The organism is Puerhibacterium sp. TATVAM-FAB25, assembly GCF_046535855.1.
Classification (GTDB): Bacteria; Actinomycetota; Actinomycetes; order Actinomycetales; family Cellulomonadaceae; genus Puerhibacterium; species Puerhibacterium variabilis_A.
In genome coordinates this window covers 175,850-200,300 of the sequence record NZ_JAXUAK010000004.1, presented here as the reverse complement: position 1 = coordinate 200,300, position 24,451 = coordinate 175,850, and the positions used below count along the sequence as shown (strand labels likewise).

The window sequence follows — 24,451 nt, the reverse complement described above, 5'->3', positions numbered from 1 at the left end:
GCCCCGTGCCGCCACCCGTCGAGCCGTCCGAAGAGCCGTCCGTCAGCGCGGGCCGGTGACCGGTGCCAGCGGCGCGAGCGGCAGCGCCAGCTCCTCGACCACGGGCCGGTACCCGAGCGACTCGTACATCGCCCGGGCCGCCACGTTGCTGCCCTGCACGTTGGCGCCGAGCACCCGGATGCCCTGCGTGCGGCACCAGGCGGCGGCGGCCTCCATGGCGGCGCGGCCCAGGCCCCGTCCGCGCGCCTCCGGGCGCAGGTGGACGTCGTAGACGAACGCGGCGGCCGGCGGGCGCAGGCCGAGCCAGACGGCGCCGACCTGCTCGCCGGCGGCGTCGACGACGGCGGCACCGGCCGGCACGGCCGCCGACGCCGCGGCCAGCCCACCGACCGCGCCGGCCGCGCCGGCCGACCCGATCGTCCCGCCGACGAGCGGCGGGGCGCCGGCGCCCACCGCGAGCGGCTCGGTGTCGGGCGCGGGGGCGGTGACGACGTCGAACAGCGCCTGCTGCGGGGACCCGAGGCCCTCGGGCAGGAGCACGCGGTAGTCGCGGATGGAGCGGTCGAGCGCCTCGTCCCAGGTGCCGGCGCCGGCGGAGTGGATCACCTCGGCGTACTCGGCGACGGCGCCGCCCACGTAGCGGTCGAACGACTCCTCGCTCATCGGCACCAGGCGCACGCCGGCGGCCTCCGGCGCCTCCACCGTGCCGGGGTCGCCGAGGTCGAGGACCATCGTCACGCCGGCGGGCCGGAAGCCGGCGGCGGCGGTCAGGGCCGTCGTCGTGGCGGCGTGGTCCATGCGGTCCACGAGGAGCACGTCGGCGCCGCCGGCGCGGGCGTGCGCCTCGAGCACGGGCAGGAGGGCGTCGGCGGGGGCGCGCACCTCGGCGTCGAGCACGAGCAGGTCGCCGGGGTGGCGCACGGTCCACACCCAGCCGGCCTCGCCCTCGTCGTCGATCACCAGGTGCAGCTGCGTCCCGCTGAGGCCGTCGACCGGCGCGAGCTGGTCGACGGCCGCCAGGGCGCGCTCGCGGGCGGTCGCCTCGTCGCCCCACAGGGGCAGGAACTGCCGGCGGTAGCGCAGCTCCACCTGCGCGGTCCGCCAGTCGGCGTACCGGGACGCGGGGAAGGGCACGAGCTGAAGGGTCACCGCGGCAGCGTACGGCGCCCGTGCCCGCAGCGCGTACCCGAGGCCCGCATCCCGGGCACGGATCACACGCGTCGCACGCGGGTCACGCGGGTCACGCGGGTCACACCTCGGCTCACAGCCGCTCGGCGATGAGCTCCACGAGCGCCTTGCCCTCCACGTCCGCCAGCTGCAGCGCCTGCGTGCGGCAGGAGAAGCCGTCGGCGAGGTACTCCGTGCCGGGCTCGGCGCCGCGCAGGGCGGGCAGCAGGGCGTTCTCCGCCACGGCCACCGACACCTCGTAGTGGCCCTTCTGCATGCCGAAGTTCCCGGCCAGGCCGCAGCAGCCCGCCAGCACCTCGATCTGGGCGCCGGCGTCGCGCAGGAGCCGCTCGTCCGCCTGGTAGCCCATCACCGAGTGGTGGTGGCAGTGCGGCTGCACCACGGCCTTGACGTCCGACAGGTCGGGCATGCGGAACCCCGTCTCGGGGCCGGGCGCCGTCTCGGGCGAGGTGAGCAGCTCGGCCACGGTGCGGGTGGCCGCGGCGACGGCGTGCGCGCGCGGGTCGTCCGGCAGCAGGTCCGGCAGGTCGGAGCGCAGCACCGCGGTGCACGACGGCTCCAGGCCCAGGATCGGGATGCCGTTGACCGCGTACGGGGCGAGCACCTCGAGCAGGTGCGTCAGCCGCTTCTTCGCGCCGTCGAGCTGGCCGGTGGTGATCCACGTCAGGCCGCAGCACGCCTGGCGGTCCGGCACGACGACGTCGTAGCCGGCGGCCGTGAGCACGGTGACGGCGGCCTGCGGCACCGACGGCGACAGCGCGTCGCTGAACGAGTCGGTCCACAGCACGACCTTGGGCCGCTCCCCGGCGCGGCCCGCGCGGCCGGGCGTCTGCCCGAGCGGCAGGCCGGGCACGCCGTGCGTCGCGCCGCCGCGCGCCCACCAGGTGCGGAACGGCACCTCGGCGAAGCGGACCATCGAGCGGCGGGTGTCCATGCCGCCGGCCCACAGCACCGCCTTGGCGGCCCAGGGCTTCTCCAGCACCCGGTTGATCAGCCGCGGCATGCCGCCCGCGAGCCGCGCCCACCGCGGCAGCCAGCCCAGCGAGTAGTGGTCGATCGGGCGGATCTTGCCCTTGTACGTCCGGTGCAGCACCTCGGACTTGTACTGGGCCATGTCGACGCCGGCGGGGCAGTCGGAGGAGCAGGCCTTGCAGCTGAGGCACAGGTCGAGCGACTCGCGCACCTCCTGGCTGGCGAAGCCGTGCACCAGGCTGCCGTTGACCGCCTCCTGCAGCACGCGCGCGCGGCCGCGGGTGACGTCCTTCTCGTCCTTGGTGGCCAGGTAGCTGGGGCACATGAACCCGCCCGAGCCGCGCGTGTCGGCGCGGCACTTGCCCACGCCGACGCAGCGGTGCACCGCGGTGGTCATGTCGCCGTGGTCGTGGCGGAACGAGAACCCGCCGGCGGACGGGGTGCGCGGCGCGCTCGGGCGGCGCAGGTCCTCGTCGACGGCGGCCACCCGCAGCTGCGTGCGGCCGCCGGCCGCGCCGGCGCCCGCCGTCGGGCGCGCCGTCGAGGACCCCGGCGTGCCCGCGGCCGTGACCACCACGCCGGGGTTGAGCAGGTTCTCGGGGTCGAACAGCGCCTTGAACCGCTCGAGCAGCGCGATCGCCTCGGGGCTGTACATCACCGGCAGCAGCTCGGAGCGGGCGCGGCCGTCGCCGTGCTCGCCCGACAGCGACCCGCCGTAGCGGGCCACGAGGTCGGCGGCCTCGGTCATGAAGGTGCGCAGCACCGACCCGGACGCCTCGAGCGGGATGTCGATGCGCAGGTGCACGCAGCCGTCGCCGAAGTGGCCGTAGGGCAGCCCGTCGACGCCGTAGCGGGCCATCAGGGCCTCGAGGTCGCGCAGGTACGGCCCGAGCTTCTCCGGCGGCACGGCGGAGTCCTCCCAGCCGGGCCAGGCCTGCTCGCCCGCCGGCGTGCGGCCGGCGAGGCCGGCGCCGTCGGCACGGATCTGCCACATCGCGGTCGCGGCCGGCCCGGCGGGCAGGATCTCGGAGTCCAGGGCGGTCGACGCCGCGACGACCTGCTCGGCGGTCGCCAGCGCCTCCTCCTGCGTCGCGCCGCCGACCTCGATCATCAGCCAGCCGGCGCCCTCGGGCAGCGGCGGCACCCGCGTCTCGCCCTGCGCCTTCTTCACCACCTCGACCAGGCGGGCGTCGAGCCCCTCGATCGCCAGCGGCCTCAGCCCCAGCAGCGCGGGGACGTCGTCGGCGGCGGCGGGCATGTCCGGGTAGCCGAGCACGACGAGGGTGGGCCGCTCCGGCACGGGCACGAGCCGCAGCGTCGCGCCGAGCACGGTGACGCACGTGCCCTCGGTGCCCACCAGGGCCTTGGCGAGGTCCGACCCGTTCTCGGGCAGCAGGTGCTCCAGCGAGTAGCCGGAGACCTGCCGGCCGAAGCGGCCGAACTGCGTGCGGATGAGGGCGAGGTTCTCCCGCACCAGCTCCTTGAGGCCCGGCACGGCGGTGAACTCGGGGTCGCCGGCGCCGGCGGTGAAACGGCGCCCGCGCCCGTCGACGACGTCGAGCTCGACGACGTTGTCGGCGGTGCGCCCGTAGGCCACCGCGTGGGGGCCGCAGGCGTTGTTGCCGATCATGCCGCCGAGGGTGGCGCGGTTCTGCGTGGACGGGTCGGGCCCGAACCGCAGCCCGTGCGGGGCGGCGGCCTTCTGCAGCACGGACATGACGGTGCCCGGCTGCACGACGGCGGTGCGCGCCTCGGGGTCGATGCTCACGACCTCGTTCAGGTGCTGGGCGAAGTCGACGACCACGCCGGGGCCGACGGCGTTGCCGGCCACGGACGTGCCGGCGCCGCGGGCCGTGACGGGCACCTTGAGCTCGCGCAGCACGGCCAGCGCGCCGGCGACCTCGTCGGTGCTGCGGGGCTGCACGACGACGTCGGGCACCACGCGGTAGTTCGACGCGTCGGTGGAGTACTCCGCGCGGCGCCGGGCGCCCGTGGTCACCTCGCCGGAGACCACGGTGCGCAGCGCGTCGGCCACGGCCTCGCGCGCCTGCGCGGCCGCGCTCTCGGCCGCGCGCAGGGCCTCGAGGTCCGCGCCGGGGGCGGCGGCGCCCCGCCCGTCGCCGGCCGTCGATCTCGTCACGCTGGGAGCAACCACGCGCCGATTGTCGCACCGGCGCCGGGGCCCGTCCGAGCCCCGTCCGCGATGCGTGCGCGCGGGCTCGCGACGTGCCTGGTGACGCGCCTGGCCGACCCGCCCGCGCCGGCGCGCGTCGTCGCGCGCGCGGGCCGCCCCGGCCGCGGCTAGCGTCGCCACAGGCGAGGTCGCCGGCGCGCCGGGCGCCGGCCCGGGAGGAGCGTCGATGCGCGTCGTCGTGGTGGGAGCGAGCGGCAACGTCGGGACGGCGGTGCTGCGGGCGCTGGCCGAGGAGCCCGCGGTCACCTCGATCGTCGGGGTGGCGCGCCGCGTGCCGCGCGCCGACGGCAGCAGCACGGTCGGCTACCCGCACGACCGGGCGGAGTGGGTGCGCGTGAACCTCGTCGGCACCGCCGACCACGTGCGCGGTGGGCTCGACCAGGCCCTCGCGGGCGCGGACGCCGTCGTGCACCTCGCGTGGGCGATCCAGCCGAGCCACGACCGCGGCTACCAGAAGCGCGTCAACGTGGGCGGCACCCGGGCGGTGCTCGACGCCGTCGTGCGCAACGAGGTGCCGCACCTGGTCGTGGTCTCGTCCGTCGGCGCCTACTCCCCCGGCCCGCCCGACGGCCGCCTCGTCGACGAGTCGTGGCCCGCGCGCGGGATCCCCACGTCCGACTACTCCGTGGACAAGGCGGCCCAGGAGCAGCTGCTCGACGGCCTCGAGGCGCAGCACCCGGAGGTGACGGTCACCCGGTTCCGGCCCGCCCTGATGTTCCAGGCGGCGGCCGGCGCGGAGGTCTCGGGCATCTTCCTCGGCGGACTGGCGTCGCGCGTCGTGCGGCTGGCCGGGCGGTCGGGGTCCGGCGCCTCCGGCACCCGCCCGCGGTTCCCGGTGCTCCCGCTGCCGGCCGGGGTGCGGCTGCAGGCGATGCACGCCGACGACGCGGCCCAGGCGATCCGCGCGGCCGTGGTGCAGCGCAAGGGCGGGACGTTCAACCTGGCCGCCGACGAGGTCCTCACCGGCCAGGACCTCGCGGACCTGCTGGCCGGCGGGCGCAGCGTCGAGCTGCCGCCCGCCGTCGTCCGGGCCGCCCTGGCCCTCGCGTGGCGGCTGCGGCTCGTGGCGGTCGGCGAGGGCTGGCTCGACATGGCGATGGCGACGCCGGTGCTCGACGCGGCCAGGGCGCGCGAGGAGCTCGGCTGGGCGCCCGGCCGCACCACCCGCCAGGCGGTGCTGGAGATGGTCGACGCGCTGCTGGACGACCGGGGCACGACGACGCCGCCGCTGTCCGCGGAGAAGTGACCGGGTACAGCTAGTCCGTCGTCGCGCCGGCGGCCGCGCCGGTCGCCGCGGCCAGCGCCTCCTCGGGCGTCATCGCCCCGAGAGCGCTCCACAGGTGCGCCGTCGTGGCCGCCCCCGCCGCGAGGACGTCGAAGCGCACGCTCTCGTCGCTGTCGTGCCAGTTGTCCTCGACCAGCCCGGTCCCGAAGAACAGGATCGGCGCGTCGACCGCCGTGGCCAAGAGGTCCGCCGGGCCCCCGCCGGCGTTGCCCATCCGCCCCACCGCGTCGACGTCGACGCGGAACCCCTTCGCCATGGCGCCGACGAGGGTGCCGAGGGCCCGGATCTCCGGCGTGCGGTAGGCCTCCTGGGCGGTCGGCATGGAGACCGTGAGCTCGTGGCCGAACCGGCCGTCGACCCGCTCGTCGACCCAGGCGCGCAGCTGGTCGGCCACCTCGTGCACCGACTGCCCCACGACCGTGCGGATGCTCAGGTCGGCGGAGGCCATGGACGGGATCGCCGCCCGTGAGACGCCGCGCGGATCGCCGGCCGTCATGGCGATGACCTCCAGCGCGGGGCGCTCCCACAGGCGCTCCAGCACCGTGTAGCCGGCCTCGCCGCCCACGCTGCGGGTGTGGGAGCGGGCCAGCCAGTCCTCGTCGTCGAACGGCAGCTTCGCCAGCTCGTCGCGCCGCTCCTGCGGCAGGTCCGGGACGGAGTCGTAGAAGCCGGGCAGGGTGATCCGCCCCCGGTCGTCGTGGAGCTGCCCGAGCAGACGACCCAGCTCGATCGCGGGGTTGGGCGCCGCCCCCGAGACCGCGCCGCTGTGGATGTCGGTGAACGGACCGTAGACCTCCAGCCGCGCGCCCAGCATGCCGCGCACGCTCGTGCAGGCCGCGGGGTGGTCGGTGCGCCACAGCAGGGTGTCGGAGAAGACGACCAGGTCGGCGGCCAGCTCCTCGCGGTGCTCGTCGAGCAGCCGGGCGAGGCCGGGCGAGCCGGCCTCCTCCTCCCCCTCGACCAGGAGCTTGAGGTTCACCGCCGGGCTGGTGCGCCCGGTCGCGGCGAGGTGCGCGCGCACGCCCCACAGGTGCGCGGCGACCTGTCCCTTGGCGTCCGAGCTACCGCGGCCGTACAGGCGGCCGTCCCGGGCGACGGGGTCGAACGGCGAGGTCTGGTCCCAGTTCTCCTCCTTGGTCGCGCGCACGTCGTGGTGGCTGTAGACCAGGACGGTCGGGGCACCGGGCGCGTCGCACCACGCGCCGTGCACGGCCTCGCCCTCGTCCGCGTGCCAGATCTCCGTGACCGGGAACCCGATCGAGCGCATCTCGCCCGCGAGCCAGTGGGCCGACCGCAGCAGGTTCGACCGCCGCTCCGGGACCCCGGCCACCGAGGGGATCCGCACCCACTCGGCGAGCCGGTCGATCATGTGGGTCCGGTCGGCCTCCAGGTAGGCGGCGACGGCGTCGTCGAGGGTGTCGCCACCGTCGGCGGTCCGCCCGTCGGAGGTGTCGTGCTCGGAGGTGTCGTGCTCGGAGCTGGGCTGGGACGGCACGGTGGCCCCTTCCGCCGCGGTGGCCGTGCGGCGTCGCCGTCGGCGGCGCCACCTCCCATGCTGCGCGGACGACGACGGGCCCGCACCGTCGGCGGTGCGGGCCCGTCGGGGCGGGTGCCGGTCGGCGTCAGCCCTCGTACTCGACGTCGAGCGTCATCTCCGGGACGTTCTTCAGCGCCACGGAGACCGGGCAGGTGTCCTTGGCCTCCTCGGCGGTCTTGCGGAACGTCGCCTCGTCCACGCCGGAGGCGTAGCCGCGGACCTTGAGCGCGATCTTCGAGATCTGCAGCCCGCCGGAGACCGGGGTGACGGTGACGTCCGCCGTGACCTCCACCTGCTCAGGCGTGCCGCCGGCCTTGCCGAGCAGGCCGGAGAACTGCATGGCGAAGCAGGAGGTGTGGGCCGCGGCGATGAGCTCCTCCGGGCTGGTGACACCCTCGGCCTGGTCGGCGGTGCGGCGCGGGAACGAGACGTCGAACGTGCCGGTGCCGGAGCTGCTGAGCTCGACCTGGCCGGAGCCCTCGTTGAGGGTGCCGCTCCAGGCGGTGCGTGCGGTACGGGTGGCCATGACTGCTCCTTCGCTCGGGGTCGGGGTCACCGCCGTGCCCGCGGCACGACGGCGTCGGTTCCGACCGTAGCGCCGTGCCGCCGGTCCCGCCGGGTCGGTCGCCCTTCCTGCACCACCCCTCACGCCAGCGTCTGCGTCACCGACGACGCCGTCGCGTCGTGCCGCACCCGTGCCACCGCGCCGTTGACCAGCGCGAGGTACGGCGGCACGTGCCCGCACTCGACGTCCGCCAGCACCGGGACGCCCAGGTCGCCGAGCGCGTCCCGGACGGCGTCGTGCTGGGTGAGGTCCTCGAACGCCGGGCCGCGCGTGCGGCTGACCAGCACGGCGTTGGCGGCGTCGAACCACCCGGCGTGCCGCATCCCCCACAGGGCCCGCCCGACGTCGCTGGCGTTCCACCCGTAGACGTCGAGGTAGACGACCAGGCCCTCCGGGGCGTGCGCGGCGGCGAAGCCGGGCACGTCGCCGTAGGGCGTGCCGGCGAGGAACGCGACCGTCTCCACGCACCCGCCGATCAGCCGGCCGGTGACGTCGACCGGTTCGTCCGGGCCGGCGCCGGCGTCGAGCCGCACCCATGCGCCCGGCGTGTCGAGCACCCACTCCGTGGGCGTCGGGTCAGCCTCCCAGTCGTCCCAGCCCTGGCCGCGGTGCACGCGCGGGGACGTCTGCTCGAGCGTCGCGCCGGGCGCCGCGGTGGCGACGTCGAGCCAGCCGAGCAGCCCGGCCGGCGGGGCGTACGGGGAGTCCATGAGGTTGTGCCCGTGCAGCGTCGCGACGCCGGTGCGCAGCGTGAGCGGCAGCAGCAGGGTGGACAGGTCCGAGAACCCGACGAGCCAGGTCGGGTCCGCGGCGAGGGCGTCCCAGTCGATGCGGCCCAGCAGGTCGATCGCCAGCTCGCCGCCCCAGGGCGGCACGACGGCGCGCACCGCCGGGTCGGTGAGCATCGCCATGAGCTCGGCGGCCCGCACGGGCGCCGGCGCGCTGACGATGCCGTCGGAGCGCAGGGCCGCACCGAGGCGCACCGGGTAGCCGGAGGCGCGCAGGCGCTCGACGGCGAAGTCCAGGCGGCCGGCGAGACGTGCGGGCACGCCCGACGACGGCGCGGTGACGCCGACGATGTCGCCCGGCCGGAGCGGGCGCGGGTGGCTGATCGTCATGCCCGCACCCTGCCCGCCGCGGCGACGGGCGGCAACGCGGTCGGGCGGCGCGCCGCCGCTCCCGCGGCCGGGCTCAGGCCTCGACGAGCACCGTGAACGGCCCGTCGTTGACGAGCTCCACCGCCATGTCGGCGCCGAACCGCCCCGTCGCCACCTCGAGGCCGCGCTCGCGCAGCCGCTCGACGACCGCGTCCACGAGCGGCTCGGCCACGTCGCCGGGAGCCGCCGCGGACCACGACGGCCGGCGACCCTTGCGGGCGTCGCCGTAGAGCGTGAACTGGCTGACCACCAGCACGGGGGCCTTCTCGTCGGCCACCGACCGCTCGTCGCGCAGGATGCGCAGCTCGGCGATCTTGCGCGCGACCGTGTCGGCCTGGGCTGGCCCGTCGTCGTGCGTCACGCCGACGAGCGCGACGACGCCCGGCCGGTCGATCGCGCCGACCACCTCGCCGTCGACGGTGACGCTGGCACGCGTCACCCGCTGCACCACCGCCCTCACACCGCCGCCCTCACGCCGCCGCCCTCACGCCGAGGCCCCCACCGCGACGTCGGCGAACGGCACGCGCACGCCGCCCACCGGCCGCCCGTGGCCCAGCACCGGCACGTCGCCGAGCGCGTCGAGGGCGGCGGCGTCCGCGCCGTCCACGTCGAGCGCGCCGGCGGCCCGCAGCACCGCGGCGAGGATCGCCGGGCGCGGCCGGCCCGCGCCGTCGAGCACCTTGAACGCGAAGGCGGCGCCGCTCGGCAGCACGCCGGCGTAGACGCCCTCGGCGCCGTCCTTGCAGGCCAGCCCGGGCATCGCGCGCATCGCGGCGGTCGCGTCGCGGCCTGTGCCGGCCACCATCTCGGGGTGGGCGGCCATCGCGCGCACGACGCGCCCGCCCGGGCCGGCGGCGTCGGCGGCCAGCCGCGCGAAGGCCCGCGCGAGGCCGGTGAGCGTGGTGGCGAGCAGGGGCGCGCCGCACCCGTCGGTCGTGGGGTGCAGCGCGGCGGGGTCGTCGCCGGTCAGGTCGAGCACCTCGGCGCGCACCGCCTGCTGCAGCGGGTGCTCCGGGGCGAGGTACGTCGCGGTGTCCCAGCCGGCGGCGACGCACGTGGCGAGCATCGCAGCGTGCTTGCCGGAGCAGTTCTGCGTCAGCGGCTCGGGGCCGTGCCCGGCCTGCTGCCAGGCCAGGGCGGACGGCGCGTGCAGCGGCAGGTCGGGGGTGTTCCGCAGGGCGTCGACGCCCAGGCCCGCGCCCGCGAGGATCTCGCGCGCCCCGTCGAGGTGCGCCGGCTCACCGTTGTGGCTCGCGGCGGCGAGGGCGAGCAGCCGGTCGGGCAGGTCGAGCCCGGCGCGCAGCATCGCGGCCGCCTGCAGCGGCTTGAGCGACGAGCGCGGGTAGACGACGGCGTCGGGCCGGCCCACCGCCAGGGCGGGCGCGCCGGCGGGGTCGAGGACGACGAGGTGGCCCAGGTGCACCGACTCCACGAGGTCGCCGCGCACCACCTCGGCCAGCAGGCCGGCGCCGTCGGCCACCGTGGGGGCCGCGGCGCCGCTCACCACTGCGGGCCCTGGTTGCGCGGGCGGCCGGTGCCGTACGGCTTGATGGCAGGCCGCACGTCCACCCAGTAGATGACGGCCGGAGCGATGGCCACGATGTTCAGCACGATGCCGATGAGGCCCAGCGCACCGAGCAGCGCGAACAGGGCGCCCGCGCCCAGGATGAGCAGCCACTTCTTCTTGGTCAGCTTGCCCTCGGAGGCGAACGCGCGCTCGGGGCGGCGGACGGCGTCGAGCAGCGCGATCACCGCCACCACCAGGACGGCGAGCGAGATGATGAGGACGACGAACCCGCGGAAGAGGTCGAGCACGGTCGAGAGCCTACGGGACCACCCGCAGGCCGCGGGAGCGCGCGGCACCGGCCACGTGCTCGTCCCAGGCGGCCACGACGGTGTCCGGGTGCGCGACGGCGAGCGCCGAGGCCACGTGCAGCGCATCGCCGGAGCGCAGCGGCACGGGGCAGTCGCCGACCAGGTCGGCGGCCCGCCGGGCGACGTCGTCGCCCACCTCGACCACGTGCAGGGACGGCCACACGGCGTCCCAGCGGGCCCGGGCGGCGTCGTGCTCCTCGGGGCTGACGACCCCGGCGCGCTCGCCCGCGGCGAGCGCGGCGCGCACCTCGGTGTCGGTGATGCGGCTGGTGACGACGACGTCGGCGCGGGCGAAGAGCGCGGCCGCGAGCGCCGTGCCCGGCTCGGGCAGCAGCAGCTTCACCAGCGCGGAGGCGTCGAAGTAGACGAGGGCCATGTCGGCGTCCTCCTCAGCGCCGGATCCGGCGCACGAGCCCGGCGAGCCCGGCGGCGCCGCCGCGGGGCCCGCGCACGCCGGCCGGGACGGGGGCGCCGCCGTCGGCGGTCTCGGCGACGTCGACCGCCGGGCGGGGCGCCTGCGCGCTGGTCAGCAGGCCGTCGCGGACCAGGCCGGACACGAGGTCGGCCGTCGCGACGCCGGTGAGCCGCGCGACGGGCACGCCGCGGTCGGTGATGACCACCTCCTCGCCGGCGCGCGCCTTCTCGATCCAGGACTTGAGCTCGGCGCGCAGCGCGCTGACGGGCACCTCCATGGCACGGGACCGTACCGTCCGGGACCGGCCGCCACCAGGGCCGCGGCCCGTGGCCGGGCCCTGGTCGGGCAGGATGGCGCCGTCCGCTACCCCGCCGTCTCCTCCCGCCCGCCCCGCCGCACCCCTCGGAGGCCCCGTGTCGCTCTCCGCCCGCCCCGCCCCCGTGCTCGCCGCGGTGGACGCCGTCCTGCCCACGTCGCCGGCCACGGCGCTGTGGGGCTGGTTCCCCGCCCGCCGCGACCCGGCGCTCGAGGTGGGCTCGGGCGCCGTGGTGCGCATCGACGCCGTCAACCAGGCGGGCGCGGCGGCGCCGGGCGGGCCGCTGGCGTACTTCGCGGCCCTCGGGGTGCCCGCCGGCGAGGTGCTGCCCGAGCTGGTCGAGGTGGCCGCGGTGCCGCGCACGCCGGGGTCCTCGGGGCACGTGCTCACCGGACCGGTGCACGTGGCCGGCGCCGAGCCCGGGGACGTGCTGCAGGTGGACGTGCTCGACGTCGCCCCGCGAGTGAGCTACGGCGTCAACGCCAGCGGGCACGGCGCCGGCGTGCTGCCGGACCTGCTCGACGCGCCGTCGGTGCGGCTGCTGCGCCTCGACGAGGCCGGCACCCACTACGGGTTCGGCCACGGCATCCGCGTCCCGGCCGCGCCGTTCGCGGGCATCATGGCCGTCGCGCCGCCCGACGACGCCGTGCCCGCCGATGGCGTCGTCTCGGCCAACCCGCCCGACCGGTGGGGCGGCAACATGGACGTCAAGGACCTCACCGCGGGCTCCACGCTGTACCTGCCGGTGTTCCAGCCCGGCGCGCAGTTCTACGTGGGCGACACGCACGGCGCGCAGGGCCAGGGCGAGGTGAACCAGACCGCCGTCGAGCACTCCATGGCGCTCACCGCGAGGTTCACCGTGCGCAAGGACCTGCGGCTGACGTGGCCGCGCGTCGAGACGCCGGACCGGCACCTGGCGATGGGCGCGCACGCCGACCTCGACGTCGCCCTGCGCATCGCGGTCACCGAGGCGATCGCGCTGCTGCGCGAGAAGACCGACGGCGCGCTGTCCGCCGCCGACGCCTACGCACTGTGCAGCATCGCGGTCGACTTCGTGGTGGCCGAGGCCGTGGACGGCAACCAGCTGGTCACCGCGTCGGTGCCGAAGGCGCTGCTGGCCGGCCGGGTCACAGCTCGGTGAGCGCCGCCCGCGCCTCCTGCCCCGTGGCGCCCGTGGCCTCCAGGGTGTCGACCACCGGCGAGCGCACCAGCATCACCAGGGCCTGCACCTCCCACGCGCCCGCGCCGAGGACGTGCGGGTCGGCGTCGTGGGCGACCGCCTCGAGCGCGGCGCGCGCGGCGCCCAGGTCGGTCCCGCGGCTGACGGCGGCGGCCAGCTCGCCCACCGCGACGGCGTAGCGGTCGACCAGGTCCGCCATCGGCTCGAGGTGCTCGAGGTCCACGAGCGCCACGGTGGCCGCGGCGCGCCGGGCGAGCACCCGCACGCTGCGCATCGCCCGCTCCACCAGCACCGCCTGCTTCTCCAGCCGCACGATCTCGTCGCGGTGGCGCCGGTTGACCGAGACGCGCGCCTGGTCGCTCGCGTGGTGGGCGGACTCCATCCAGTCCTGCAGGGCGGGCTCGGCGGCGCGGCCGCGCACCAGCGCGGCCTGCAGCCCCTCCGGGTCCGCCTCGCGCAGGGCCGTGGCGACCATGCGCAGCGTGTCGGCGAGCGCGTTCGTGGCGGTGGCGCCGGCGGTGCGCAGCGCGCGGCGCGGGTCGCCCGGGGTCAGCAGCGCGACGGCGAGGGCCACGAGGCCGCCGACGAGCGCGTCGGCCCAGCGCCCGAACGGCCCGCCGCTGAGGATGGGCAGCCCGGCCACGACGATCGCCTGCGTGCCGGCCTGCGAGGCGAGCACGGCCCCGCGGTCGATGAACCGGCCGAGCAGGGCCGAGACGAACATGACGGTGACGAGCTGCCACCAGCCCGCGCCGATGAGGTGCACCACCAGGTCGCCCATGCCGACGCCCACGGCCACCCCGACGGCGACCTCCGCGATCTTGCGCAGCTCGCGCTCGAACGAGAAGCCGAGGCACACCCAGGCCGCGATGGCGGCGAAGAAGGGCATCTCGTGGCCCAGCACGTACAGGCCGATGCCGTAGGCCACGCCCGCGGCGAGGGACGCCTGGAGCACGGGCCAGAACGACGCCCGGACCCGCGACCAGCCCTGGCGCACCCGCGAGCGCACCACCAGCCGCCGGACCACCGCACGGGCGAGCCGGGAGGCGGGGGCAGGACGCTCGGTCCCGGGGCCGGTGGCGGGCACGGGGTGCGGTGGGGTCACGCGGCCGGTCTACCTCACAGCAGGCTCTGGTGCCCGCCGGGCGCACCGAGCCCGCGCATGAGCGGCCCGCGCGGCTCGGGACGGTCGGCCGAGACGCCGTCGCCCGGCACGACGACCTCCTGCGCCCCGGCGACCGTCACCTGCTCGCCGCCCGCGCCCTCGGCGTCGGCCCCGATGACGCCGACGACGACGAGCTCGGCGTCCTCCGGCACGTTCCGCTTCACGACGGCCAGGCCGACCGGGCCCAGCTCGTGGTGGCGCGCCACGGACGTCAGCGTGCCCACCGCGCGGCCCTCCGGCGCGCCGTCGGCGCCGCGCACGAACACCTCGGCGCCGGGCTCGGGCAGCACGTGCACCGACCCGTCCAGGTGCAGGAACACCAGGCGGCGCGGCGGCCGGCCGAGGTTGTGCACGCGCGCCACGGTCTCCTGGCCGCGGTAGCAGCCCTTCTCCAGGTGGACGGCGGTGCGCAGCCAGTCGACCTCGTGCGGGATGGAGCGGTGGTCGACGTCGCGGGCCAGGCGCGGGCGGAACGCCTCGATGCGCAGCGCCTCGGTGGCCCAGGTGCCGGCCAGCCGCCAGCCCGCCGCCTCGCGGGCGGCCACCTCGGCGGCCAGGTCCGCGCGCGGCACGAGCACCAGGCGCCAGGGGCGCTGCATGCCCGGGTGCTCCGCCTCGGCCGGGCCGTACCGGGTGCCGCCGGCGGCGACCCGCGGCCAGGTGTCCCACCAGGTCAGCGGCTCGCCCTCGGCGCCCTCGCCGGCCACGGCCTCGCCGAGCGCGGCCCAGTCGTCGGTGACGTCGGCGACCTCGACCCGCAGCATGAACCGCATCCGGTCCAGCCAGCCGGCCAGCGGCGCCGCGTGGTCGCGCTCGGTGATCAGCCACGTGGCCTCGCCGTCGTCGACCACCGCGGCGGCGTGCTCCACGTGCCCCTGCGGGGACAGCACGAGCGTCTCGGTGGAGGTGCGCGGCGCGAGGTCCGCCAGCTGCTGGGAGGTGATGTCGTGCAGCCAGCGGTGCCGGTCCGGGCCGGCCACGCGCACCACGCCGAGGTGGGACTGGTCGACGACGGCGCCGCCGCGGGCGAGCGCGCGCTGCTCGGCCACGGGGTCGCCGTAGTGCCACGCGACGCCGGCGTCCGGCCCGGCCGCGGCGACGGCGCCGCGCCGCGCGAGCAGCGGGCTCGCGTACGGGCGGGGGGTCTCGGGGGTCTGCTGCACGACGGTCACGGGTGCCTCCGGCGTCTCAGGCCCGGTCGAGGCGGGCGGACGCGTACGAGCCGAGCGGGTGGCCGAACGCGGCGAGCTCCTCCACCCACATGAGCTGGCCCTCGACCAGCCCGTACAGCCGCTTGGCGGCGCCGACCTCGGCCGCCGTGGACGTGCGGGCCACGAAGTCGGTGGCCAGGTCGATGCGGCCGTTGCCGACCATGCCGAGGAACAGGCTCATGCGGCCCGAGGCGTCCGCCACCAGCACCTCGAGGGCGTGCTTCTCGTCGTCCATGCCCTCGGGGCGGTCGCTGGAGACGCGCCAGTAGCCGGTCTCGGTGGACCACACCGTGCCGGCGCCGGCCTCCGCCGCCGCGCCGGGCTCGGGGCCGTCCGCCACGGACGCCGGCCACTCCCCCTCGTCGGGCACCGTCTCGGGCACCTGCGCGTCGAGGACCCGGATGGTCGACTCGTACCGCAGGTACGGCCCGCCGTCATGGTCGAAGACGACGTCGTTGACGAACGCCGTCGTCTCGATCCCGGGGTACTCGATGACTCCCTCGCCCCGCCACCGGCCCACGAGCCACGCGAGCGGGTACACCTCCGGGGCGAGCCCCTCGGGGAAGGAGAAGGGCATCAGCGCTGACCCTGGAACAGCTTGTAGACGACGTAGCCGGCGAACCACACGATGGTCACCGACGTGACGACGAGCAGGCCGATGAAGAACGCCTCGAGACCGGAGTACATGGCTCCGATCGTAGCGTCCGGCCGGCGGTGCGGGCCCGGTGGCGGTGGTCACCCGCGCGCCCGCCACCGGAGGTGGCAGGACGCTGTCCCTGGTGGTCGCCGGCGTGCGGTGGTGTACTGGCGGGGGACCTTCGACCCCGGGGGACGCCTGATGACCGACCTGCCCCTGCGGACGTGGAACGGCCTCGTCATCCCGACGCCCGGCACGTTCACGCTGGACCCCGCGCACCGGCGCCTGGGCTTCCAGGTGACGCACATGATGGTCTCCGCGGTGCGCGGCGAGTTCGGCGAGGGCACCGCGGTGGTCCGCGTGGCCGAGGACCCGCTGCAGTCCCAGGTCGTGGCGAAGATCCGGGCCGACTCGATCACCACGCACCAGCCGGACCGGGACTCCCACCTGCGCAGCGCGGACTTCCTCGACGTGGCGAACCACCCGACGATCGACTTCGTCAGCACGCGCGTGGCGTGGAAGGCGCCGGAGGCCGACCCGATCTTCGCCTGGGCGCGGCTCAAGGGCCGCACGCCCGGCAGGGCCGCCACGCCCGAGCCCGCGCAGCCCACGACGTTCGTGGTGCACGGCGAGCTGACGATCCGCGGCGTGACGCGTCCCGTCGCGCTCGACGCCGAGTTCGGCGGCGCCCGGCGCACCCCGACCGGCGAGGACGTGTTCGGTTTCAGCGCCACGGGCGAGATCGACCGCGAGGACTACGGCCTGCGCTGGAACATGGCGCTCGAGGCCGGCGGCGTGCTCGTGGCCCGCACGGTGCGCATCGAGCTGGCCGGCGAGGCGATCCGCGAGGCGGGCTGACGCCGCCGCGGCCCCGCCGCCGCGCTCACCCGGGGGTGGTGCTCAGGCGAGCACCCGTCCCACCGCGAAGACCAGCACGCCCGCCACCGCCACCGGCACCACGGCGCCGGCGATGCCGGCCCGCCGCCCCGCGAGCTCCGGCAGCCGGACGAGCAGCAGGCGCACCGCGGCGACGACGGCCCCGGCCACCAGGCCGGCGACGAGGCCCACGACGACGTCGAGCGCGGGCAGCACGGCCCCCGCGGCGGCGCCGATCCCGCCCGCCGCGACCACGGCGGCGCCGGCGGCGACCCGGCCGGCCGGGATCGCGGAGACGGCGGCCGCTCCGGCGAGCGCCGCGGCCGCGGCGACGACCAGCGCCGTGCCCTCCTCGGTGCGCCCGGTGGCGACCCAGCCGGCCGCGGCCACGGCGACGACCGCGCCGGTCACGGTGCCGCTGACCGACTCCACGAGCCGCGGGCGCCCGTCGCGACGCAGCATCTCGGCGAGGAACGCGAGCATCAGCGCCATCGCCACGACCAGCGGCAGGTGGCGCAGCACCGGCTCGCCCTGGGTGCGCCAGGCCACGCCGACGGCTCCGAGGCCGGCCAGGGCGAGGACGACGGAGGCGCCGCCCGGCGCCGGCGAGCGGACCAGGCGGGGCGCGCCCGCGGCGAGGCCCGCCACGAGCACCACGGCCACGGCCACGAGCGCCGGCGTCCCGGCGTACGCCGCGGCGGCGACGACGGCGGCGAGGACGGCGGTCGTCACGGCGCGGGAGGTCACGGTCACGGGGACGAGTATCCCGGACCCGGCGGCCCGGTCCCGCCCGCCCGTGGGTCGCGCGCGCATCGCCCGTGTGACGCCGGGGGCACGCGGGCGGGCCCGCCGCGCCGCCGCGACCGTCCACGAAAACGACGCGTAATGTGCCCGTAACGTGGTCCGGGGCACACTGCCCGGGATCACACAGGTGTGTCGGGACTCGTGCACGGCGCCGCCGGCACCCGGCCCGACGACACCGGGAGGAGGTGCGCGTTGGCAGAGCTGTTGATCCTCACCCCCGCGACGGGCGGGTCGGTCGAGGTGCTGCCCGCCCTGGGGTTGCTGTCCCACCGCGTCCGCGTGCTGCCCATGGAGCCGTCGGCCCTGGTCGACGCGCCGGACTCGGACGTCGTCCTGCTGGACGCGCGGCGCGACCTCGTCGCCGCCCGCACCACGTGCCGGCTGCTGCACGCCACCGGGCTCACCGTGCCGCTCGTGCTCATCCTCACCGAGGGCGGCCTCACCGTCGTCACGCACGAGTGGGGCGCGGACGACCTGCTGCTCGAGACGGCCTCCCCCGCCGAGGTGGAGGCGCGGCTGCGCCTGGTCGTCGAGCGCTCGGCGCGCGGCCCGGCCGAGGAGTCGCCGCAGGAGATCTCCGCCGGCGACCTCGCCATCGACGCCGGCGGCTACACCGCCCGCCTGCGAGGCCGGCCGATCGACCTCACCTACAAGGAGTTCGAGCTCCTCAAGTACCTGGTGCAGCACCCGGGCCGCGTGTTCACCCGCGCCCAGCTGCTGCAGGAGGTCTGGGGCTACGACTACTACGGCGGCACCCGCACCGTGGACGTCCACGTGCGGCGCCTGCGCGCCAAGCTCGGCCCGGAGCACGAGCAGCTCATCGGCACGGTCCGCAACGTCGGCTACCGGTTCGACCCGCCGAAGGACCGCGCCCAGCTCGACGCCGAGGCCCGCGACGACGTCGACGGCTCCACCGACGGCGGCCCCGCCCGCCGCCCCGACGCGCCGGCCCGCACGACCGGCCCGCGAGCGGTGGCCTCCCGCCCCTGACCCGGCCCGCCGGGTAGGTTGCCTGGCGTGATCGCTCCGCTCGCCGCCGTGCCCTCCCCCCTGCCTGCCGCGGGGGCGGGGCGATGAGCGACGCGCTGGAGGTCGCCGACTACTCCGCCGTCCTCGTCGACGGCCCGTGGCGGCACGAGTTCGTCGCCGCCAACGGCTCGCGCTTCCACGTGGCGCTCGCCGGGCCGGAGCCGACCCACGACCGCGACGCGGACGGCTCGCCGCTCGTGGTGCTGCTGCACGGGACGGCGCAGTTCTGGTGGGCGTGGCGCCACCAGGTGACCGCGCTGGCCGACGCCGGCTACCGGGTCGCCGCGATGGACCTGCGCGGCACCGGCGCGTCCGACAAGCCGCCGTCGGGCTACGACGTGCCCACCCGCACCCGCGACGTGGCCGGCGTGATCCGCTCCCTCGGGCACGACCGCGCCGTGGTGGTCGGGCACGGCACCGGCGGCACCGTCGCCTGGTCGATGGCCACGCTCCAGCCGGCGGTCACCACCGCCGTCGCCGCGCTGTCCGCCCCGCACCCCGCGCGGCTGCACGCGTCGGTGCGCCGGCTGCTGACCCCCGCCGCGCTGCGCATGGTGGCGCTCGCCCAGGTCCCCACGCTGCCCGAGCGCGGGCTGCGGGAGGCCGACCTCGTCGAGCGCCTGCTCACCACGGGCGCCGCCGCCGCGCGGCCCGCCGAGGAGGTCGAGCTGTACCGCACCGCGATGCGCATCCCGTTCGCCGCGCACGCCGCCCTGGAGCAGGTGCGGTGGCTGGTCCGTTCGACGCCCCGGCTGGACGGTCGCCGGTTCCTGTCCGCGGTGCGCCGCGGCGTGCCCGTGCCGGCGCTGCAGGTGCACGGCGCGCGGGACGGCCTGCTGCGCCGTCGGCTGGCCGACGCCGACGGCGCGGCGCTCGCCCGCGACTACCGGTTCGAGGTGGTCGAGGGCGCCGGGCACTTCCTGCCCGAGGAGGCCCCCGCCCGGGTCAACGCCCTGCTGCTCGGCTGGCTGGAGCGGGTCGCCCCGCGCTGACGTCCCTCGGCAACGATGGTCCCGCGGCGCGGACGGTCCGCGGCGCGGGCCGTCAGGCGTGCGGCGGCTGCGGCGTCGACGGCGACGGCGTCGGGCCCGGCTTGACCAGCGTGCGCGCCACCTCCGGGTCGGTCTCGCCGACGCCGTACGACGGGCACCAGCGCGCCACCACGCACGCCCCGCACGCCGGGCGCCGCGAGTGGCACACCCGCCGCCCGTGCCACACCAGGTGGTGGCTGAGCATCGTCCAGTCCTTCTTCGGCACGAGCTCGCCCACCTCGTGCTCGACCTTGACCGCGTCCTCGGACTCGGTCCACCCGAAGCGGCGGGCCAGGCGGCCGAAGTGCGTGTCCACCGTGATGCCGGGGACGCCGAACGCGTTGCCGAGCACCACGTTGGCCGTCTTGCGCCCCACGCCGGGCAGCGTCACCAGGTCCTCCAGCCGCGCCGGCACCTCCCCGTCGAACCGCTCCACCAGCGCCTGCCCCAGCCCGATCAGCGACCGCGTCTTGGCACGGAAGAAGCCCAGCGGCTTGAGGATCTGCTCCATCTCCTCCGGGTCCGCCGCCGCGTAGGCGGCGGCGTCGGGGTAGCGCGCGAACAGCTCGGGCGTCGTCGCGTTCACCCGCACGTCCGTGGTCTGCGCGGACAGCACCGTGGCCACGAGCAGCTCGAGCGGCGTGGTGAAGTCGAGCTCGGCGCGGGCGTCCGGGTAGGCCGCCGCCAGCTCCCGGTCGATCCGCCGCGCACGGCGCACCAGCGCGAGGCGGGACTCGCCCGTCGGGGTGGGCGCGCCGTCCGGCCCGGACGCCTCGGGCGGCCCCGAGGCGGCGGACGGGCGTGCGGTCGGCTTCGACGACTTCGACGGCGGCACACGGGCAGCGTAGCGAGGCCCCCGGACACCGGCGCCCGGGACCTCGGCGGGCGCGCCGCCCGCCCGGACGGCGCCGTACCGGGCGGGTGTGACCTGCGTCCGCGTGGATGTGAGGCAAACTTGAGAACTGGAACACAAGCCATCGACACCAGGACCGCCCCGGTGGTGCACCGCACGACGGTCCCGAGAACGTGAGGAAGCCCCGTGGACGACACCACCGTCGTGCTCTCCGCCCCCCTCTTCGCCGACATGGAGGACGAGGAGACGCGTGCGCTCCTGGACTCCATGGTCCCCGTGGAGCTGTCCCGCGGCGACGTGCTCTTCCGCGAGGGCGAGCCCGGCGACCGCCTCTACGTCATCGCGCAGGGCAAGATCAAGCTCGGCCGCCGCTCGTCGGACGGCCGCGAGAACCTGCTGTCGATCCTCGGCCCCGGCGAGATGTTCGGCGAGCTGTCGCTGTTCGACCCGGGCCCCCGCACCGCCTCGGCCTCGTCGGTGTCCGACTCGGTCGTCTACGAGCTGCGCCACCAGGCCCTCGTCGCCTGGGTCAACGCGCACCCCAAGGTCGCCACCCACCTGCTCGGCGCGCTGGCGCGCCGCCTGCGCCGCACCAACGAGACGCTCGCCGACCTCGTCTTCTCCGACGTCCCCGGCCGCGTCGCCAAGGCGCTGCTCGACCTGTCGACCCGCTTCGGCGAGCCGTCCGACGACGGCGTGCGCGTGGCGCACGACCTCACGCAGGAGGAGCTGGCGCAGCTCGTCGGCGCCTCGCGCGAGACCGTGAACAAGGCGCTGGCCGACTTCGCCTCGCGGGGCTGGGTGCGGCGGGAGGGCCGTGCCGTCGTCCTGCTCGACCTGGACCGCCTGGAGCGCCGGGCGCGCTGATCTCTCTGTGGCTCGCGCGGTTCGGCGCGGGGCCGCACGACAACAGGGCCTTCGACGCCCGGTCGCGTCCACGCGCCCCAGGGGGCGCTCCACTTCGGGACGGATACGACCGGGCGTCGAAGGCCCCGTTGTCGCGCTCCGTCGGTTCGCAGGCTTCCCGCCGCGTCGGTGCGGCAGCTCAGCAGGCGGGCCGCGCCGCGTCCTGGACGGCGGCGCGGCCCGTGGGAGTCGGGACTTGGCGTACTGGCGGTCTTACTCGGCGAGCTCGACCAGGAGCTCGACCTCGACCGGGGAGTCGAGCGGGAGGACCGCCACGCCGACCGCCGAGCGGGCGTGCACGCCGGCGTCGCCGAAGATCTCGCCCAGGACGTTCGATGCGCCGTTGATGACCGCGGGCTGGCCCGTGAACGTCGGGTCGGAGGCGACGAAGCCCACGACCTTGACCACTCGGGCCACCTGGTCGAGGGAGCCGGTGAGCGAGCGGACCGCGGCCAGCGCGTTGAGCGCGCACTGCCGGGCGTAGCCGGCGGCGTCCTCGGGGTCCACGAGGCCCTCGCCGACGCCGACCTTGCCCGTGGCGGGCAGCGCGCCGTCGACCATGGGCAGCTGGCCCGAGGTGTGGACGTAGCGGCCGGAGCGCACCGCCGGCACGTACGACGCGACGGGCGGGACGACGTCGGGCAGCTCGATCCCGAGCTCGGCGAGGCGCGCCTCCGGGGTGGCCGCCGCCATCACTCGCCGCCGGTCGGGCGCTTGAGGTACGCCACGAGCCCCGTGCCGTCAGGGCCCGGCACCACCTGCACGAGCTCCCAGCCGTCGGCGCCCCACTGGTCGAGGATCGCCTTGGTGTTGTGGATGAGGAGGGGGATCGTCGCGTACTCCCACGTCGTTGCCATGCGCTCAGGCTAGCCGCGGCCCCGCGGCCAGGTGCGCCCGGGAGGCCGGGGCGTCCACAGGACCTGCACATCGGCCCGTCGCCCGTGCTCGCCCGCGTCCAGGAAGCACCCCGTACCCTGGTCGCCATGGCGAGTCGACGGCACGTGAACCCCTCGGACCCCCGCCGCATCACGCGCACGATGCCGGCGACCCAGCTCGTCGCGCTGCTGCTCGCCTTCCTCCTGACGGCCGGCGCCGGCGGCGTGCTCGCGGCCGGGCTGGCGATCCCGCTCGCCGCGGGCGCGAGCACCGCGACGGACAGCACCGTCGAGCTGTTCGAGGAGGTGCCCGACGAGCTCACGCCCGGGCCGCTGTCGCAGGCGTCGTTCGTCTACGCCGCGGACGGCTCCCTGCTGGCCACGTTCTACGCGCAGAACCGCATCGTCGTCCCGCTCGACGAGGTGTCGGACGCGATGAAGAACGCCGTGATCGCCATCGAGGACGAGCGGTTCTACGAGCACGGCGGCATCGACCCGCGCGGCATCACGCGCGCGTTCGCGAACAACCTCGCCGGCAAGTCGACGCAGGGCGCCTCGACCCTGACGCAGCAGTACGTCAAGAACGTACTCATCGACCAGGCGGAGCAGGAGGGCGACCCGTTCGGCGTCCTCGAGGCCCGCGAGGACTCCGTCGAGCGCAAGCTGCGGGAGGCCAAGCTCTCCATCGCGCTCGAGAAGGAGATGAGCAAGGACGAGATCCTGCAGGGCTACCTCAACGTGGCCCAGTTCGGCACGAGCGTCTACGGCGTCGAGACGGCCTCCCACTACTACTTCGACAAGTCCGCCAAGGACCTCACGCCCGTCGAGGCGGCCACGATCGCCGGCGTCACCAAGGCCCCGAGCCAGTTCGACCCGACGGTCAACCCGGAGGAGTCGCAGAAGCGCCGCGACATCGTGCTGAACAAGATGTGGTCGCTCGGCTACATCAGCACCGAGGAGTACAACGACGCGATCTCGACGCCGATTGCCGACACGCTGAACGTCACGCCCATCGAGGTCGGCTGCCAGGCCGCCGACGGCGCCGCGTTCTTCTGCGAGTACGTGATCAAGGAGATCATGGCGAGCCCGGAGTTCGGGGAGACCTCGGGCGACCGCCAGGAGCTGCTGTACCGCGGCGGCCTGGAGATCACGACGACGCTCGACCCGGCCAAGCAGACCGCCGCCGAGCAGCAGGTCACCACGCAGGTGCCCGCGGACAACACCGCCGGCCTGGAGTCCGCCGTCGTCTCGGTGGAGCCGGGCACGGGCAAGATCCTCGCGATGGCGCAGAACGTGCCGTACGACCCGAGCAGCGACCCGGAGCCGGGCACGACCTCGGTCAGCTACGCCGCCGACTACGCGCACGGCGGCTCCCGCGGCTTCCACCCCGGCTCGAACTTCAAGCCGTTCGTGCTGGCCGAGTGGCTCAAGACCGGCCGCACGCTGAGCCAGACGGTCAGCGCCAGCAAGGTGGACCGGCCCCTGACGGCGTGGCACGCCACCTGCCGCGGCCGGTTTGGCCGCGAGACCTGGGGACCCGCGAACTCCGAGGGCAACCTCACCGGCAACATGAGCGTGCTCAAGGCGACCTACCTGTCGGTGAACACCGCGTACGCCTCGATGTCCACCCAGCTGGACCTGTGCGACCTCCGCAACACCGCCTGGGACATGGGCTTCCGCCCCACCGTCGACAACCGGACGCGCCAGCCGCTGACCAACCCCACCGTGGAGGACGTCTACGTCACGCCGGCCATGGTCGTCGGCACGCAGAACACCTCGCCGCTGCAGCTCGCCGCGGCCTACGCCACGATCGCCAGCAACGGCACGTACTGCGAGCCGATCGCGATCACCAAGGTCGCCAAGCCGGACGGCTCGGAGATCAAGGTGCCGTCGGCCAACTGCAACCCGGACGCGCTGCCCGGCAACGTCGCGGCCACCATGGTCTACGCCATGAAGAACGTGCTGACCATCGGCACGGCGCACGGCATGGAGCTGGCCGGCGGCCGCCCCGCGGCGGGCAAGACCGGCACCAACCAGCTCTCGGCGCAGACCTGGTTCACCGGGTTCACGCCGCAGATCTCCACCACCGTCTGGGTGGGCGAGGCCTCGGGCGAGACCCCGCACTTCGACGTGAACTTCCAGGGCCGCTACATCCGGACCCTCTACGGCAGCTCGATCGCCGCGCCCCTGTGGCGCGACTACATGAACCAGGCGACCGACGGCATGCCCGTCGAGGACTTCCCCGCGCCGGACCCGGCGCTCATCGGTGGCGGCGGCTCCTCGCAGAGCTCGCCGAACACCGCCTCGCCGGCCAGCAGCACCAGCCAGGGCAGCGGGACCGGCAACGACGGCGACGGGGGCCAGGGCTGAGCGCCCGCGG

General features: G+C 76.2%; 24 protein-coding genes. 7 read left to right on the top strand and 17 right to left on the bottom strand.

From position 1 onward, the window contains the following. Positions 1-42: 42 nt before the first annotated feature. Positions 43-1,149: a GNAT family N-acetyltransferase gene (locus U5M74_RS06310; RefSeq protein ID WP_410907189.1), complete on the bottom strand. Its 1,107-nt coding sequence runs from the start codon at positions 1,147-1,149 to the stop codon at positions 43-45. A 112-nt stretch (positions 1,150-1,261) separates the two neighbouring features. Beyond that, the gene (locus tag U5M74_RS06305; protein WP_410907297.1) at positions 1,262-4,237 is read right to left on the bottom strand and encodes an FAD-binding and (Fe-S)-binding domain-containing protein; all 2,976 of its coding nucleotides are present in this window, start codon (positions 4,235-4,237) and stop codon (positions 1,262-1,264) included. 283 nt (positions 4,238-4,520) lie between these two features. On the opposite strand from U5M74_RS06305, the gene U5M74_RS06300 reads away from it, so the two are divergent. After that, positions 4,521-5,600: an NAD-dependent epimerase/dehydratase family protein gene (locus U5M74_RS06300; protein WP_410907187.1), complete on the top strand. Its 1,080-nt coding sequence runs from the start codon at positions 4,521-4,523 to the stop codon at positions 5,598-5,600. 10 nt (positions 5,601-5,610) lie between these two features. Here the strand turns inward: U5M74_RS06300 and U5M74_RS06295 are convergent, their stop codons facing one another. The 8 genes from U5M74_RS06295 to U5M74_RS06260 form a co-directional block, all read right to left on the bottom strand. After that, positions 5,611-7,134, bottom strand: a complete 1,524-nt coding sequence (locus tag U5M74_RS06295) for a M20/M25/M40 family metallo-hydrolase (RefSeq protein WP_410907185.1) — start codon at positions 7,132-7,134, stop codon at positions 5,611-5,613. A 127-nt stretch (positions 7,135-7,261) separates the two neighbouring features. Beyond that, positions 7,262-7,702 carry an OsmC family peroxiredoxin gene (locus U5M74_RS06290; protein WP_410907183.1) on the bottom strand — a complete coding sequence of 147 codons (441 nt, stop codon included), beginning with the start codon at positions 7,700-7,702 and terminating at the stop codon, positions 7,262-7,264. Between the two features lie 119 nt (positions 7,703-7,821). Next, positions 7,822-8,859 carry a S66 peptidase family protein gene (locus U5M74_RS06285; protein WP_410907181.1) on the bottom strand — a complete coding sequence of 346 codons (1,038 nt, stop codon included), beginning with the start codon at positions 8,857-8,859 and terminating at the stop codon, positions 7,822-7,824. A gap of 73 nt (positions 8,860-8,932) precedes the next feature. Further along, on the bottom strand, positions 8,933-9,358 hold the full coding sequence (gene dtd, locus U5M74_RS06280; protein ID WP_069984002.1) for a D-aminoacyl-tRNA deacylase: 426 nt from the start codon (positions 9,356-9,358) through the stop codon (positions 8,933-8,935). A 24-nt stretch (positions 9,359-9,382) separates the two neighbouring features. Continuing rightward, positions 9,383-10,402 (bottom strand): asparaginase, encoded by a 1,020-nt coding sequence (locus U5M74_RS06275; RefSeq protein ID WP_410907179.1) that lies wholly within the window; start codon positions 10,400-10,402, stop codon positions 9,383-9,385. Further along, positions 10,399-10,713 carry a DUF2516 family protein gene (locus U5M74_RS06270; protein ID WP_410907177.1) on the bottom strand — a complete coding sequence of 105 codons (315 nt, stop codon included), beginning with the start codon at positions 10,711-10,713 and terminating at the stop codon, positions 10,399-10,401. Before U5M74_RS06270 ends, U5M74_RS06275 begins: the two co-directional genes overlap by 4 nt. Before the next feature lie 10 nt (positions 10,714-10,723). Beyond that, the gene (locus tag U5M74_RS06265) at positions 10,724-11,149 is read right to left on the bottom strand and encodes a type II toxin-antitoxin system VapC family toxin (RefSeq protein WP_410907175.1); all 426 of its coding nucleotides are present in this window, start codon (positions 11,147-11,149) and stop codon (positions 10,724-10,726) included. A gap of 13 nt (positions 11,150-11,162) precedes the next feature. After that, on the bottom strand, positions 11,163-11,465 hold the full coding sequence (locus U5M74_RS06260; RefSeq protein ID WP_410907173.1) for a type II toxin-antitoxin system Phd/YefM family antitoxin: 303 nt from the start codon (positions 11,463-11,465) through the stop codon (positions 11,163-11,165). Positions 11,466-11,601: 136 nt separating this feature from the next. On the opposite strand from U5M74_RS06260, the gene U5M74_RS06255 reads away from it, so the two are divergent. Next, positions 11,602-12,645, top strand: a complete 1,044-nt coding sequence (locus U5M74_RS06255; protein WP_410907171.1) for an acetamidase/formamidase family protein — start codon at positions 11,602-11,604, stop codon at positions 12,643-12,645. On the opposite strand, the gene U5M74_RS06250 is transcribed toward U5M74_RS06255, so the two are convergent. From U5M74_RS06250 to U5M74_RS06240, 3 genes are read right to left on the bottom strand one after another with little or no spacing between them, the layout of a single operon-like run. After that, positions 12,632-13,789: an FUSC family protein gene (locus U5M74_RS06250; RefSeq protein WP_410907168.1), complete on the bottom strand. Its 1,158-nt coding sequence runs from the start codon at positions 13,787-13,789 to the stop codon at positions 12,632-12,634. The genes U5M74_RS06255 and U5M74_RS06250 overlap by 14 nt on opposite strands. 14 nt (positions 13,790-13,803) lie before the next feature. Next, complete coding sequence (locus U5M74_RS06245) at positions 13,804-15,021, bottom strand: YgfZ/GcvT domain-containing protein (protein ID WP_410907166.1); 1,218 nt, start codon at positions 15,019-15,021, stop codon at positions 13,804-13,806. Between the two features lie 16 nt (positions 15,022-15,037). After that, positions 15,038-15,637, bottom strand: coding sequence for an FABP family protein (locus U5M74_RS06240; RefSeq protein WP_410907164.1), 600 nt, complete (start codon positions 15,635-15,637; stop codon positions 15,038-15,040). 261 nt (positions 15,638-15,898) lie between these two features. Between U5M74_RS06240 and U5M74_RS06235 the strand changes: the two genes are divergently transcribed. Then, positions 15,899-16,555 carry a YceI family protein gene (locus U5M74_RS06235; RefSeq protein WP_410907162.1) on the top strand — a complete coding sequence of 219 codons (657 nt, stop codon included), beginning with the start codon at positions 15,899-15,901 and terminating at the stop codon, positions 16,553-16,555. A 42-nt stretch (positions 16,556-16,597) separates the two neighbouring features. Here U5M74_RS06235 and U5M74_RS06230 read toward each other — a convergent pair whose 3' ends face one another. Next, complete coding sequence (locus U5M74_RS06230) at positions 16,598-17,326, bottom strand: hypothetical protein (protein ID WP_410907160.1); 729 nt, start codon at positions 17,324-17,326, stop codon at positions 16,598-16,600. A gap of 243 nt (positions 17,327-17,569) precedes the next feature. Here U5M74_RS06230 and U5M74_RS06225 point away from each other — a divergent pair, with 243 nt between their 5' ends. Continuing rightward, positions 17,570-18,367, top strand: coding sequence for a winged-helix domain-containing protein (locus tag U5M74_RS06225; RefSeq protein ID WP_410907158.1), 798 nt, complete (start codon positions 17,570-17,572; stop codon positions 18,365-18,367). Between the two features lie 83 nt (positions 18,368-18,450). Beyond that, positions 18,451-19,398 carry an alpha/beta fold hydrolase gene (locus tag U5M74_RS06220; RefSeq protein ID WP_410907156.1) on the top strand — a complete coding sequence of 316 codons (948 nt, stop codon included), beginning with the start codon at positions 18,451-18,453 and terminating at the stop codon, positions 19,396-19,398. A gap of 52 nt (positions 19,399-19,450) precedes the next feature. Here the strand turns inward: U5M74_RS06220 and nth are convergent, their stop codons facing one another. Beyond that, positions 19,451-20,158, bottom strand: coding sequence for an endonuclease III (nth, locus tag U5M74_RS06215; protein WP_410907295.1), 708 nt, complete (start codon positions 20,156-20,158; stop codon positions 19,451-19,453). 363 nt (positions 20,159-20,521) lie between these two features. Between nth and U5M74_RS06210 the strand changes: the two genes are divergently transcribed. After that, positions 20,522-21,157: a Crp/Fnr family transcriptional regulator gene (locus U5M74_RS06210; protein ID WP_410907293.1), complete on the top strand. Its 636-nt coding sequence runs from the start codon at positions 20,522-20,524 to the stop codon at positions 21,155-21,157. Positions 21,158-21,409: 252 nt separating this feature from the next. Here the strand turns inward: U5M74_RS06210 and U5M74_RS06205 are convergent, their stop codons facing one another. Further along, a complete protein-coding gene (locus U5M74_RS06205; protein ID WP_410907154.1) occupies positions 21,410-21,889 on the bottom strand; it encodes a RidA family protein in 480 nt (159 codons plus the stop codon). After that, positions 21,889-22,053 carry a DUF4177 domain-containing protein gene (locus U5M74_RS06200; protein WP_142988609.1) on the bottom strand — a complete coding sequence of 55 codons (165 nt, stop codon included), beginning with the start codon at positions 22,051-22,053 and terminating at the stop codon, positions 21,889-21,891. Before U5M74_RS06200 ends, U5M74_RS06205 begins: the two co-directional genes overlap by 1 nt. Positions 22,054-22,179: 126 nt before the next feature. Here U5M74_RS06200 and U5M74_RS06195 point away from each other — a divergent pair, with 126 nt between their 5' ends. Then, the gene (locus tag U5M74_RS06195) at positions 22,180-24,441 is read left to right on the top strand and encodes a transglycosylase domain-containing protein (protein WP_410907152.1); all 2,262 of its coding nucleotides are present in this window, start codon (positions 22,180-22,182) and stop codon (positions 24,439-24,441) included. Positions 24,442-24,451: the final 10 nt, after the last annotated feature.